Source organism: Rhizobium sp. 01L419 (genome assembly GCF_056400025.1).
Window position 1 is genome coordinate 112,039 of record NZ_JBFTSM010000021.1, and the last position, 12,499, is coordinate 124,537.

Genomic DNA, 12,499 nt, shown 5'->3' on the forward strand with positions numbered 1-12,499 from the left:
CGTCATGGCATCAGAGATGGGCAAGCTTCCGCCGGGCGTTCACGCAGATGGCTTTCACCAGTTGAAGCATGGTCGCTTTGACATCACGGTGCTGAGTGACGGATACATCACGCTGCCGTCCGACATATTGATGCCGGATGGCCATCCTTACGAAATCGGTCGCATCCTTGGCCGCCTCGGTGGAGGCGTCGACAGCGCTCCGCTTCAGACGAACATCCCGCTCATCCGGAACGGAAACGACCTCATCCTGATCGATACCGGGGCGGGCGGTAATTTCCAGCCGAGCGACGGAAGGCTTGCCGCCAATCTCGCATCGGTTGGCGTGGATCCTGCTTCGATCACGAAGGTGGTTTTCACCCACGCCCATCCCGATCACTCCGGCGGAACGACGACGGCCGACGGGTCTCTGCTCTTTCCCAACGCCCACTACTACGTCAACGAGGCCGAGTGGTCGTTCTGGGCGGATCCCGAATATGAGGCGAAGATGCCGGAGCCACTTCACGCCTTCGCGCGCGGCGCTCAGCGCGATCTCTTCGCCGTCAAGGATCGGCTGACGATGGTGAAGCCTGGGGATGAGATCCTCTCCGGCATGAACGTGGTCAGCACACGCGGGCACACGCCAGGACACATCTCCCTGGAACTAGCAGGAGACGGAAACCTGCTAATTGCCGGAGACGTAATCCCAAACGATATCATCTCCTTTGAGAACCCGCGCTGGCATTTCGGCTTCGATACCGAACCGGAGCTCGCGATCTCGAATAGGGCGGCCTTGTTGGACAAGGCGGAGAACGAGAAGCTTCGGATGCTAGGATACCATTGGACCTATCCGGGAACCGGATATGTCGCGCGGAAGGGGTCCGCATATCGGTTCTTACCGGGGTGAGGGCTCGGCTTGCTACGATGGGTGTCTGTTTATGGGCACTATGCCGCCTCTGACGCTCGCTGGCGGTTTTGGACGATGATGGCGACTTCAGAAGAGTGACGCGTTCCCCATTCGCACAACGGGGCGAGAACCTCGGCCAGGCTGTGGCCGAAGTGGGTGAGCTCGTACTCGACATGAGGCGGGACTGTCTTGAAGTCGATGCGACGAATGACGCCATCATCAACCATCTCCTTGAGATGCTGGATCAGCATTTTCTCGCTAACGTTGGTCACAAGCCTGCGGAGTTGACCCGTGCGTTTGGCCCCACTGGCCAGATGAAAGAGAATGAGCGGCTTCCACTTGCCCCCAAGGATTTCAAGAGCCGCTTCCAAGCCGCAATGGAAATTCGTCTCGCTCATTGTGATCTCCAAATTCAGACACTTACGAAATAGTCAGTACTGGATTGCAGGTATGCTTGGTCTTACTTGAATTCGGCGATGGTGTCGACGGGCATCGTCCTTCCCCATTCAGGCGCAAACCCGCGGACAGCGCTGCCAACATAGGTGAACAGACATGAGCAATCCAAGCCAGCCCTTGCTGGATCCAATCCGCCTGGGCGACGTCGATCTACCCAACCGCATCATCATGGCATCCATGACGCGCGCCCGTACGGACAATCCCGGCTTCGTTCCCAACGAGCTTCAGGCACGATATTACGCACAGCGCGCATCTGCCGGGCTGATCCTCACGGAGGGGACTTGGCCGAGCCGCGAAGGCGTCGGCTTCATAAACGTGCCGGGCCTCTACACTCAGGAACAGGCCGACGGTTGGCGCCTAGTCACGGACGCCGTCCACGAGGCTGGAGGACGTATCTTCGTCCAACTCGGTCACATCGGATCGTCATCACATCCGGACCTGCTCGATGGCGCTCTGCCTTTGGCCCCATCGGCCGTGAACCCGGGATTGAAAGCGTATACGCCATCCGGCTTCCAGGACACCGAGACGCCTCGGGCGATGGATCTGAGCGATATCGCGCGCACTGTGGAGGACTATGCCAAAGCCGCTCGGCTGGCACAGTCTGCTGGTTTCGATGGTGTCGAACTGCATGGGATCAGCACCTATCTGATCCCAACCTTCCTTTATGAAGCGCTCAATCAGCGGACGGACGACTATGGCGGCACAACTGAAAATCGCGCCCGGTTCCCCCTTGAGATTATCGACGCCCTCGTAGACACTTGGGCGCCGGGACGCGTCGGTATGAAGCTCAGCCCCGCCTTGACTGGCCTCGGCAATGTCATCGCTGGACCCGAAACGCTGGCGACCTTCGAATACCTGGTCGGTGAATTGTCGAAGCGTCATCTCGCTTATCTGCAGCTGATGAATCCCATAAGCGATCTGACAGGTTCCCCTATCGAAGTTCTCGGCGAAGGCGTCGCCAAGCATTTCCGGCCGCTTTATTCCGGCAATCTGATTGCCAATGGCGGCTACACCTTCGAGACTGGGAATGCTGTCATCCGTGATGGCTTCGCCGATGCTGTTGCCTTTGCAGCGCCGTTCATCTCCAACCCCGACCTGGTCGAGCGCTTCTCCAAAGACATAAAGCTCACCCCCAGCAATTCCGATACCTACTACAGCGGGGGAGCCGCGGGCTATTTGGACTATCCGACCGCGACCGAACGAGCCGTCGCGTAATAAGCCTTAAGCGCTCCCAGCTAGCGTTGGGGTCGGGGGCCGTCTTGCGGCGGCCTCCGGTTTGCGAGCTTGGACCTCAACGCGCCTCGACCGAAGAAGCGGCCTTCCGGATCACGCCGATGACGAATGCTAGGACAGCATTGGGACATGGATGCTAAGAACATAAGCTCCTTGCTTTCATCCCTTCCGAACCAGGCATTTGGGACTTTCCCTCCCGGCTCCTGACTGGCGGGATGGACTGCCGACAGGTTTTGGTCGGGTCGACCGCGAGTGCTGCGTTGTCGCATGCTCACGGCTTCCCAAAAACGATCGAACAAGGGGAGAATCGGTCCCCTGATGGCGAGTGGATTGGGCCAATCGGCCGGCCTCCGCTACCGACGCGCCGGACCCGGTAGTGGACGGTCAATCATCATGAACGATGTAACACGACGTCGAACCCTTCATCGGGAGCGGGGGGAACAAAGTGCTTGGTGAAGAGGGAAAAGTCTTCATCGCTGACGTTAAACTCGTGCGTGCCGGCCACATTCCTCTGTCGAAGCCGGGCTTTGCAAACCTCGTCCGCTACGTCAAGAAAGTGAAGTTGGTGGGCGCATCCAGCCTGCTCAAACAGGGTGCGCATCCATGCTCGACTCGCTGGAGTGTTTGCAGGGAAATCCAGCACGACCGATAGCCCGGATCGCAGCAGATCGACGAGATGTGCGGCCATCGCATCACGTAAGCGCGTCGAATTGCGCACATAATCGGCAAGGCTATTTTGCTCGCCGGGGTATAGCCGGGCCAGCCAATAGTCTTCTTTCACCAAAACCGTATTCGGCCTTTTCTCCAAAGCGCTTGTAAGTGTTGACTTTCCAGCCGCTATCTTGCCGCACACGAGGTATAGAGTGGGTTGTTCTAAGAGCATAATCAAAGACCTTCGCAGAAGCGGCTAGCATCGTGATATTCACCTGCGGATAGACCCGGCCCGACGCATCAGGCCGGGCGGTTAATTCGTCCGCTGCTCGCGATGGCGATGTGAAATACGAAGGTCATGATAATAGGATGCCAAACCTACTGGCCATAGTCCAGTGGCGATCGTGCATCCCGGCCTTATCGATGGGGAAGGTCCAACGGGGAAGCGCGGTGCGAAGTGAGCCGCGTAGACAGGTCCAAATCGCAAGCTCGGCATAATAAATCGCCTCTGTTGCAACAAAGCTAGCGGCGTCTTTTACGACAACTTGTCCGGCCCGGAAAGTGTCGGCCGCTCGGTGAATATGTGCCGGAACGCTACCTTGGCCATGCGCATGTTCCGGACCGAGTTAGGCTGCTGGAAGGCGAGAGATTGTTCAACGATGGCCGCAGCCTTCCGGCTCCTGTCACTCATCGTCATCTTGTTGACCCACCTGCTGCAGCGATTGTGCGGGCAGGATGACGGTAGAAGTCGGGAAAGTCCTGATGGAGCGCTGAATTCCTCCTGAAAGATAACTGCCGCGCGCGGAGTTCCGATTGATTGCCGTTGAGAGTTCGGGCAGGGCTTTTCAACAAGATCGCAGCGTTCCGGCCGAGCGCAGATTAGTGGAATATGCCGAGCTTGCGATCTGGACCTATCGAAAATCCCAAGCTTTTGGGAACTCGCTCGGCATAGTCGCGGGCTCGGGATAAGTCAGGGATCTTCACATCGATACCCTGAAAGTGCGAGGTAGAAAATTTCCACTGAGTTTGACGCCCGCAGCTCCCGCTCGAATTCATTAATCCCGCGCCAGTTCAGTCGGGCTCAAACTGTAGGTGGCGTCACTGTCGGCGCGGGAATCCGAGGCCATCGCGATAAATGGTGAGCCAATTCCTGGGCGGAGGAGGGTGGCTTAGCACTTCGACACGGTACCCAGGCTGAGTACCCACATTTCGCGGTAGCAGAGATCGGGGTCTGAAATCAGGCGTTTTGGCTCTTCGCCGATCGCTTTCCATTGGCGATGATCCGCTTCAGACAAGTCGCATGTTCGGGCGAGCCCGGATAAGAATTCGAGATTGTTGCGAATGTATTGCCGCTCCACGGGCCTGAGCGGCTGACGGCGCTCCGCGAGAGTCGTGATTGCAGAGACATTCTCAAGGCCCGCTGCTCGAAACCACGCCGATACGCGCGTTCCGCTCATCGCGCCGGACATCTGTACATCATCAGACAGCGCGTCGAGCAGACGCCAAATCAGTTTGGGGTCCTGCGGCTGATACTGCCAAACCGAGATATCGACCTCCTTCACCGCAACGAGTCCGCCGGGCTTTACGACACGGCAGAACTCAGCGATCGCTTGTGTTAGCTCTTCGTCATTCAGATACTGGACGACGTTCGCGCTCCAGACCGCATCGAAGGTGCCAGTCTCATAGGGCAGCGTGAGGATGTTACCGATTCGCACGCTTATCGGACAGGCAAACCGCTGGCTTGCAATCAAGCCTTCGATCGCCTCGACATTTTCGCGTGCTAAATCACAAGCCTCAATATGCCCCTCTACGCCCAGCAACTCCGCCATTAAAGGCAGGAAGACTCCATTGCCCGCACCCGCGTCAAGCACTGACCAGCCAGGTCGGAGACCGGCAGCACGAAGGGTGGCATCATATTCGTCCTTCAGCGCCATGTAATGAACGTCRAGGTGTCCTCCRGCGCTGAGCTTATGCCCAGTCGACGTGAYGTGTTCGGAATTTGAAGCGTTGCTCATCTGCCTGCTCGKTCCGAGTTCACAACAACTGCTTTTATAGGAATGCAACCTGTGGCGCGGTCATTCTGCCATACGCCCCAGCCCAGATCGAAATCCGGTTCGCGCGCTGATCGCCATATTAGCGGGTTAGAAAATACATATCGTCTGGGACTGTCAACTGGCCCCCTGACCTCCTTCTCGGAAAAGCATGACGAGGATGAGTCCGACCGCTTGCATATCCAGCGACTTTCGGACTGGAGTGGTAGCCGGGCGCGGATTTCTAGGGCGTGCCGTTACGTGWCACCCACGCAGAAGACCACGTCGATATCGCTGATGCAAAGTTCTCCACGATTTTCGCTAGATCCCGAACAGGGGAGTTTCCTCAAAGCAGCAGTCCCAAAGGCTTCAGCGGGCCGAGCGGGATGAGCTCGAACTCCATGAAACCTGCGACGCCGAGAGGCAGAGCCTTGATGAGGTCGTGCGCTTCTTCCTTGCTRGATACGCTCATGATGAACACGACGCCTCTCGGSGTGCTTTCCGTCTTGTAGAACATCTGCTCGATCTTGCCGCCGAGATAGAGGCGGATCGTCTCCCGGATCTCGAAGGGTCTGATCTYGTCGCGCTCCGCGGCCGTGCCTGCCGCAGTCACAGTGCCGATCGCCAGCATCTTCGTCGTCGGGACCGACACTTCCTCGAGGTTCTTGAACTCGCCGACGGGCGGAGGATYGTCCTTGGTGTAAAAGGCCATCTTCACTTCTCCGGGTTCGTYATGATCATGCGGAGGGGGCTGATCGGTCCAAGAGGAATCATCTCGAACTTCATGACGCCAGCGACGCCCATTGGAAGCTTGTCCAGGATTGCATGAGCCTCGTCCGCGGACTTGGCGTTCATGACGAACACGACCCCGGTCTTGTCCTGCTTGACGAACCATTGGTCGATCTTGCCATCGAAGTAGAGGTCAGCCGTCTCCTTGGCTTCCCTCGGGACCATCGGAAGCCATTCCTTCGGCGAGGTCTTTGGTGTGAACGATCCGATGGCATAGTACGGCTTGTCGAAGTAGACGTCGTCGACGTCGGAGCACGGGATGAAGGCCTCAATCTCGAGCGTTTTGTTGCTCTCTGGGATGGTCGCGGCGACCTCTTCCGGATCGATGATGATGTACTGACCGTTGTCGATCTCGAAGCCCTTGGTCTGGGCTTCCTTCGGCACAGGATCCTCGGTCTCGCTGTCTATGAAGATGCGGTTGACGCGGTTGCCCGTGGCCGAGAATGGCCAATCCCAGCGGTGCTTAGCCAATTGGCCAGTTCTTGGTTGCAGAATGGCCAATTTACCTCTCGTTTGGCCAATACCTCATTTCATTTTTCATCCACCCGATTGACCGGATCAGAAATCTTGCGTTAGCTTGATTAAATCAATTTGATTGACTTCAAAAATAAAAACCAAGGGAACGTAAAAATGGGACTGGATAAGAGCGTATTCCGCAGTGTTTCCGCGCGTGCCGGTTGGGCCGCGGCGACCGCCCTTACAGCGGTCGTGGCGTTTGGGGTATCGGCTGCTTCAGCCGCCGAATCCGTGCTGACGATGCATATCGAAGAGCAGACGAGCTGGGTGCAGAACTTCAATCCTTTCGACCTTGCCGGCCGCCGGCAGAGCACCATGGATTTCATCTATGAGCCGCTCGTCATCTTCAACGCGCAGGACGGCGGCAAGCCGGTCTGGCGCCTTGCCACGAACTACAAGTTTTACGATGACATGAAGTCGATCACCTATGAACTGCGGCCGGGCGTGAAATGGTCAGACGGCCAGCCGCTGACATCAGCCGACGTCAAATACACGATCGATCTGATGCTGAAGAATGCCGCACTCGATACGGTTGGCGTCGGCGAGACCGTGGCCTCCGTCGAGGCGCCGTCGCCGACCGAGGTGGCGATCAAGCTCAAGGCCGTCAATTCCGATTTCCCGGAGACGCTTGCCGATCTCGCCGTCGTGCCTGAGCATATCTGGAAAGATGTTTCCGATCCTGCCGCCTTCAAGAATGAGAAGCCGGTCGGATCCGGCCCGATGACGGATGTGCGCCGCTTTACCCCGCAGGTCTACGAACAGTGCCGCAACCCGAACTATTGGGATGCCGCCTCGCTGCATGTCGATTGCCTGAGGCTGCCGCAGATCTCCGGCAACGATCAGATGCTCGCCATCCTGCCCGAAGGCAACATGGACTGGATCGGCTCCTTCATTCCCGAGATCGACAAGACGTTCGTGGCGCTGGATGCCGACCATAACGGTTACTGGCAGCCGCCGGCCGAAACCGTCGCGTTTCAGATGAATTTCAAGAGCAAGGATGAAGGCAATCTGGAAGCCTATAAGGATCTCAACTTCCGCCACGCCTTCAGCCTTGCCATGGACCGCAAGTCGATGGTCGATATCGCCGGTTTCGGCTATCCCGTCGTCAATGAGCATGCCTCTGGCCTGCCGCCGCGCTTTGAAGGCTGGCGCAACAAGAATGCGGAGGGCGACAAGGACGCCTTCATGGGGCTTGATACCGATAAGGCGAACAAGATCCTCGACGATGCCGGTTACAAGAAGGGGTCTGATGGTTTCCGCACGACCCCGACCGGCAAGCCGATCGCCTTCCCGATCATCGTTCCCAACGGCTGGACCGACTGGATCGACGCCGTGCAGATCGCCGTCGAAGGCCTGCGCGCGGCCGGCATCAACGCATCGGTCGCCACGCCCGAATACGAACAGTGGCGCAAGCAGATCCTCGATGGCAGCTTCGAGGTCGTCATGAATTCGCGCGCTGACGGTGCGACGCCGTTCCGCGGCTATTACCAGAGCCTCTCGACGGCCTATGGCGGACGCATCACCGGCGCTCCCTCGCGCTATCAGAACCCGAAGCTGGATGCGCTCTTCGATCAGTATCTGAAGGCGACGTCGGACGATGATCACAAGAAGATCTTCAACGATATCCAGCTGCTGGTTGCCGACGACTTCCCAGTCGTGCCTGTCTTTAACGGCCCGACCTGGTACCAGTTTTCCAGCAAGCGTTTCACCGGCTGGGTGACCGACAAGGACCCGGTCATGAACCCGGAAGATCACGACAACAACCGGATGCGCCTCATGCATCTGCTCCGCCTGAAGCCGGTCCAATAACACCGGCGAGGTAGGAAGATGCGTGTTTCCGGACGGCGCCTTGGCGTCTATGCGGTCGCCCTGGCGTTTGCCATCGTGATGAACTTCATCCTTCCCCGGCTGATGCCGGGGACCCCTGTCGATGCGATGATCGCACAGCTCGGGCCGCGGGCCACACCCGCAGCCGTCGAGGCGATCAAGGCGCGCTTCGGCGCCGTCGATCAGCCGATGCTACTGCAATTCGTCGACTACCTGAAGGGGCTTGCGACCTTCGATCTCGGCGTCTCCGTGAAATATTATCCTCAGACAGTCGTCCAGGTCCTTGGCCGTTCGACAATCTGGACCATCTTCCTAGTCGTCACCGCCATCATCTTTTCGCTCTGCATCGGTGTGGTTCTGGGTGCAATCTCCGCCTGGCGGCGCGGCGGACGTTTCGACACGATCGTCTCGCCGCTTGCGGTCGTGATGATTTCAGTGCCACCAGTCATTGTGGGCCTGACGACGCTCTTCGTCTTCGGGGTGTCGCTGCGCTGGTTTCCGGTCGGCTATGCCTATGATCCGAACCTCGATCCCACGCTCAACTTCACTTTCGCGGGCAGTGTCTTCATCCACGCCATCATGCCCGTGCTGACGCTGTCGCCGTTCCTGATCGGCGAATTCCAGACGACCATGCGCTCGTCTATGATTTCGATTCTCGGGGAGGATTACGTGACGATGGGCCGTGCCAAGGGCCTCAGTCACCTCACGGTCATGTTCAGCTATGGCGCGCGTAACGCCATGCTCCCTGTCCTGACAAACCTTGCGCTGATGCTTGGCGCTGTCTTCGGCGGCTCGATCGTCACCGAGATCGTCTTCAATTACCCGGGACTGGGTTTGACGCTTTATACGGCGAGCATTGCCCGCGATTATCCGGTCATCCAGGGACAGCTGCTTCTGATGACGCTCGCCACGCTCGGCACCAACTTCCTCGTCGATATCATCTACGGGTTTATCGACCCCCGACTGCGGGAGGCCGTTTAATGGGATTCACGCTGAGATCCATTCTTCGCCAGAAGAAGGCCGTCGCCGGCCTCATCCTCGTCGTCAGCCTCTGGCTGATGGCGCTATCCGCACCGATCATCGCGCCCGGCGAACCCGGCGCCCGTGTCGGCCGCTCTCACCAGCCTCCGTCCATCGAACATGTGCTCGGCACGACGAAGATGGGCCGCGACGTCTATCGCCAGTTCGTCTGGGGTGCGCGCAGTTCGCTCACCGTCGGTTTTGCGACGGGCATTGCGATCACCGTGATCGGCACCGCCATCGGGCTCGTCGCCGGTTATGTCGGTGGCAAAACGGATGCCGCCCTCGATCTTGCAACGAACGCGGTGCTGGTCGTGCCGAACATGCCGCTGCTGATCCTGCTTGCCTCTTTTGCCGGTACGGTCGGGCCGATGACGATCATGACGATCATCGCCCTGACATCGTGGCCGTGGGGAGCACGCATGACGCGGTCACAGACGATGGCGCTGCGCAATCGCGATTTCGTCACGGCCTCGAAAATGATCGGCGAGCCGGCCTGGCGGATCATCTTCGTCGAGATCCTGCCGAACCTCACGCCGCTGATCGGCATCAACCTCGTCGGCAGCATCATATATGCGATCGTTGCGCAGACGACGCTCGAATATCTCGGCTTCGGCGATCCGCTGAAAGTGTCCTGGGGGACGATGCTCTACAATGCCCAGAATGCCTCGGCAATCATGGTCGGTGCCTGGTGGGACGTCGGCGTGCCGGCGATCGGCATCGCGCTGACGGGCCTTGGCCTTGCGCTTCTCAACTTCACCTTTGACGAGATCGCCAATCCGCAGCTCCGCTCCGGGCCGGCGTTGTCGCGCTGGTTTAGTCTCACCCGCGCCCGCAACCGCGAACTGGAGGCCGGACGATGAGCGACAATCTGCTGGAAATCGAAAAGCTCAATGTCGATTACCTGCTCGACAGGGGCGAGTTCCGGGCCGTCAAGGACGTGTCGTTCAATATCGGGCGAGGCGAGATCTTCGGGCTTGCGGGCGAATCCGGCTGCGGCAAGAGCACCATTGCCTATGCCATCACGCGTCTTTCCAAGGCCCCGGCCTGGATCAGCGGCGGCAGCATCCGCATGGACGGGCGGGATCTTCTCAAAATTCCGGAGCGGGAGTTGCAGAAGATCCGCTGGAAGCGCATCGGCATGGTCTTCCAGAGCGCGATGAATTCGCTCAATCCTTTGATGCGCGTCGAGGCGCAGTTTCACGATGTGCTCTACCGCCACACCGGCTGCTCGCGTCAGGAGTCGCGGGCGCGCGGTGAGGAGATGTTCCGTCTCGTCGGCATACCGCCCCAGCGCATCAGCGATTATCCGCATCAGTTCTCGGGCGGCATGCGCCAGCGCATCGTCATCGCCATCTGCCTGGCGCTGAGACCGGAGCTCATCATCATGGACGAGCCGACGACGGCGCTCGACGTGGTGGTCCAGCGTGAAATCCTCGAACAGGTCGTCGATCTGCAGCGAAGCTACGGTTTCTCGGTGCTGTTCATCACCCATGACCTGCATCTCATGGCGCAGCTCTGCCAGCGCATCGGCATCATGCTGAAGGGAGAACTCGTCGAAGTGGGCGACGTCCACCAAGTGAGCCAAGCGCCGCTGCACGACTATACGCGCAAGCTCTGGAACGCCATTCCCCAGCTTCCAGGCAGAATGCATCTTTCAGGAGCACTGGCATGAACGCCGAGGCACATCCGTCCATCGCCGGACCCGTCATTCGGCTTGAAGACATCCGGCGTCAGTTCGGCCCGGTTCACGCACTCAAAGGCGTCTCCTTCTCGCTTTTTCCCGGCCGCGCACTGGCGCTCGTCGGCGAATCCGGCTGTGGAAAGACCACGTGCGCCCGCATCATCGCACGTCTCGACAAGCCGACCGGCGGTAGCCTGTTCTTTCGCGGACAGGACCTGACGGCCCGCGGAACGGCGAAGGAGGAACGTCTCTATCGCAAGGACGTGCAGATGGTCTTTCAAGACCCGTTCTCGTCACTCAATCCGGCCTTTACAGTCAGCCATCATCTTGCCCGGCCTCTGCAGCTTCACGGCCATGACACGTCACGGGCTGCCCTTGAGGACGGCATTACCGGATTGCTGGCGAGCGTCGGTCTTGATGCGGCCGTCTCGAAGCAGAAGTTTCAGCACGAACTCTCGGGCGGGCAGCGCCAGCGCGTCAACATTGCCCGGGCGCTCGCCGTCGCGCCAAGCGTGCTGGTCGCAGACGAGCCGACCTCGATGCTCGACGTTTCCATCCGCAAGGACATCCTCGATCTGCTCGCGCGGGTGAAGCAGGAGAATGAACTGGCGATGCTCTACATCACCCATGACATCGCGACGGCGGCACATGTGGCCGAAGAGATTGTTGTGATGTTTGCCGGCCAGATGGTCGAATGGGGCAATACCGAAGCGGTGCTCTCCAACCCGCGCCATCCCTATACGCAGCTCTTGCTCTCTGCGGTGCCGGATGGCGGACGGCCGTTCGTGACCGGCGGCAGCGCACGCTTCCTCGAGCAGGCTGAACGCGTCCGCTCGCTCAGCCGTCCCGAATCCGCCGTCATCGAGCAGATCGGTTCCAATCATTTCATGCGCGCGCTCGGCGCTCAGACCTAGGAGGATGTCTTCCATGGATTATCTCGTCAATCTGTCGACCTTGCCGCAGGACACAAAATCAGCCGACGCTATGGCAAAGTCTGGCGTCACCATCCGCCGCGCGATACCACCCGAATTGAAGCTGATCGTCCGCTGGATTGACGAACAGTTTGGTGAGGCCTGGGCAAGCGAGGCAACGGTTGCGATGACGCGCCAGCCACCGACCTGTTTCATTGCCACGCGCGAAGGCAAGCTCGTCGGTTTTTCGTGTCATGAGGCGAGCGCACGCGATTTCTTCGGGCCAACGGGTGTGGACGAAAGCCTTCGCGGGCTTGGTATCGGCAGGGCACTGCTCTTCGCCAGCCTGAATGACCTGAAGGCCCTAGGCTACGCCTATGCGATCATCGGCGATGTTGGTCCCTCCGCCTTCTACGAGAAAGCCGTCGGCGCCATTCCTATCCCCGATTCCGCTCCCGGCATCTATGCCGGCATGCTCAAGAGCTGATTTCAACCGATC

Annotated in this window: 12 protein-coding genes and 2 pseudogenes; 8 read left to right on the forward strand and 6 right to left on the reverse strand. The window is 59.1% G+C overall.

The genetic code is table 11. From position 1 onward, the window contains the following. The first annotated feature begins 4 nt into the window (after window positions 1-4). Window positions 5-883, forward strand: coding sequence for an MBL fold metallo-hydrolase (locus tag AC1DUP_RS31295; RefSeq protein WP_477836657.1), 879 nt, complete (start codon window positions 5-7; stop codon window positions 881-883). A 38-nt stretch (window positions 884-921) separates the two neighbouring features. Here the strand turns inward: AC1DUP_RS31295 and AC1DUP_RS31300 are convergent, their stop codons facing one another. Further along, the gene (locus tag AC1DUP_RS31300; protein WP_477836658.1) at window positions 922-1,281 is read right to left on the reverse strand and encodes a winged helix-turn-helix transcriptional regulator; all 360 of its coding nucleotides are present in this window, start codon (window positions 1,279-1,281) and stop codon (window positions 922-924) included. Window positions 1,282-1,435: 154 nt separating this feature from the next. Between AC1DUP_RS31300 and AC1DUP_RS31305 the strand changes: the two genes are divergently transcribed. Beyond that, window positions 1,436-2,554, forward strand: a complete 1,119-nt coding sequence (locus AC1DUP_RS31305) for an alkene reductase (RefSeq protein ID WP_477836659.1) — start codon at window positions 1,436-1,438, stop codon at window positions 2,552-2,554. A gap of 146 nt (window positions 2,555-2,700) precedes the next feature. Here AC1DUP_RS31305 and AC1DUP_RS31310 read toward each other — a convergent pair. The 5 genes and pseudogenes from AC1DUP_RS31310 to AC1DUP_RS31330 form a co-directional block, all read right to left on the reverse strand. Continuing rightward, window positions 2,701-2,790: pseudogene (locus AC1DUP_RS31310) on the reverse strand (SOS response-associated peptidase); the annotation flags it as partial. 173 nt (window positions 2,791-2,963) lie between these two features. After that, window positions 2,964-3,455: a P-loop nucleotide/nucleoside kinase family protein gene (locus tag AC1DUP_RS31315; protein WP_164576934.1), complete on the reverse strand. Its 492-nt coding sequence runs from the start codon at window positions 3,453-3,455 to the stop codon at window positions 2,964-2,966. A gap of 937 nt (window positions 3,456-4,392) precedes the next feature. Continuing rightward, window positions 4,393-5,157, reverse strand: a complete 765-nt coding sequence (locus AC1DUP_RS31320) for a class I SAM-dependent methyltransferase (RefSeq protein WP_477836660.1) — start codon at window positions 5,155-5,157, stop codon at window positions 4,393-4,395. Window positions 5,158-5,599: 442 nt separating this feature from the next. Next, complete coding sequence (locus AC1DUP_RS31325; RefSeq protein WP_477836661.1) at window positions 5,600-5,965, reverse strand: hypothetical protein; 366 nt, start codon at window positions 5,963-5,965, stop codon at window positions 5,600-5,602. Window positions 5,966-6,255: 290 nt separating this feature from the next. Next, a pseudogene (locus AC1DUP_RS31330) lies at window positions 6,256-6,480 on the reverse strand (Ku protein); the annotation flags it as partial. A 192-nt stretch (window positions 6,481-6,672) separates the two neighbouring features. Here AC1DUP_RS31330 and AC1DUP_RS31335 point away from each other — a divergent pair. From AC1DUP_RS31335 to AC1DUP_RS31360, 6 genes are read left to right on the forward strand one after another with little or no spacing between them, the layout of a single operon-like run. Continuing rightward, on the forward strand, window positions 6,673-8,367 hold the full coding sequence (locus tag AC1DUP_RS31335; protein WP_477836662.1) for an ABC transporter substrate-binding protein: 1,695 nt from the start codon (window positions 6,673-6,675) through the stop codon (window positions 8,365-8,367). An 18-nt stretch (window positions 8,368-8,385) separates the two neighbouring features. Beyond that, on the forward strand, window positions 8,386-9,366 hold the full coding sequence (locus AC1DUP_RS31340; RefSeq protein ID WP_477836663.1) for an ABC transporter permease: 981 nt from the start codon (window positions 8,386-8,388) through the stop codon (window positions 9,364-9,366). Continuing rightward, a complete protein-coding gene (locus tag AC1DUP_RS31345; protein ID WP_113296421.1) occupies window positions 9,366-10,268 on the forward strand; it encodes an ABC transporter permease in 903 nt (300 codons plus the stop codon). Before AC1DUP_RS31340 ends, AC1DUP_RS31345 begins: the two co-directional genes overlap by 1 nt. After that, a complete protein-coding gene (locus tag AC1DUP_RS31350; protein ID WP_113309519.1) occupies window positions 10,265-11,080 on the forward strand; it encodes an ABC transporter ATP-binding protein in 816 nt (271 codons plus the stop codon). Before AC1DUP_RS31345 ends, AC1DUP_RS31350 begins: the two co-directional genes overlap by 4 nt. Then, complete coding sequence (locus tag AC1DUP_RS31355; RefSeq protein ID WP_477836664.1) at window positions 11,077-12,003, forward strand: ABC transporter ATP-binding protein; 927 nt, start codon at window positions 11,077-11,079, stop codon at window positions 12,001-12,003. The genes AC1DUP_RS31350 and AC1DUP_RS31355 overlap by 4 nt, the downstream gene beginning before the upstream one ends. A gap of 13 nt (window positions 12,004-12,016) precedes the next feature. Continuing rightward, the gene (locus AC1DUP_RS31360) at window positions 12,017-12,487 is read left to right on the forward strand and encodes a GNAT family N-acetyltransferase (protein ID WP_477836665.1); all 471 of its coding nucleotides are present in this window, start codon (window positions 12,017-12,019) and stop codon (window positions 12,485-12,487) included. The last annotated feature ends 12 nt before the right edge of the window (window positions 12,488-12,499 follow it).

Excerpts from the sequence above, each read along its gene's own strand:
- AC1DUP_RS31360 (WP_477836665.1), top strand. The coding sequence starts at position 12,017 with ATGGATTATCTCGTCAATCTGTCGACCTTGCCGCAGGACACAAAATCA.
- AC1DUP_RS31300 (WP_477836658.1), bottom strand. The coding sequence starts at position 1,281 with ATGAGCGAGACGAATTTCCATTGCGGCTTGGAAGCGGCTCTTGAAATC.
- AC1DUP_RS31295 (WP_477836657.1), top strand. The coding sequence starts at position 5 with ATGGCATCAGAGATGGGCAAGCTTCCGCCGGGCGTTCACGCAGATGGC.
- AC1DUP_RS31350 (WP_113309519.1), top strand. The coding sequence starts at position 10,265 with ATGAGCGACAATCTGCTGGAAATCGAAAAGCTCAATGTCGATTACCTG.
- AC1DUP_RS31320 (WP_477836660.1), bottom strand. The coding sequence starts at position 5,157 with ATGGCGCTGAAGGACGAATATGATGCCACCCTTCGTGCTGCCGGTCTC.
- AC1DUP_RS31345 (WP_113296421.1), top strand. The coding sequence starts at position 9,366 with ATGGGATTCACGCTGAGATCCATTCTTCGCCAGAAGAAGGCCGTCGCC.
- AC1DUP_RS31315 (WP_164576934.1), bottom strand. The coding sequence starts at position 3,455 with ATGCTCTTAGAACAACCCACTCTATACCTCGTGTGCGGCAAGATAGCG.
- AC1DUP_RS31355 (WP_477836664.1), top strand. The coding sequence starts at position 11,077 with ATGAACGCCGAGGCACATCCGTCCATCGCCGGACCCGTCATTCGGCTT.
- AC1DUP_RS31305 (WP_477836659.1), top strand. The coding sequence starts at position 1,436 with ATGAGCAATCCAAGCCAGCCCTTGCTGGATCCAATCCGCCTGGGCGAC.
- AC1DUP_RS31340 (WP_477836663.1), top strand. The coding sequence starts at position 8,386 with ATGCGTGTTTCCGGACGGCGCCTTGGCGTCTATGCGGTCGCCCTGGCG.
- AC1DUP_RS31335 (WP_477836662.1), top strand. The coding sequence starts at position 6,673 with ATGGGACTGGATAAGAGCGTATTCCGCAGTGTTTCCGCGCGTGCCGGT.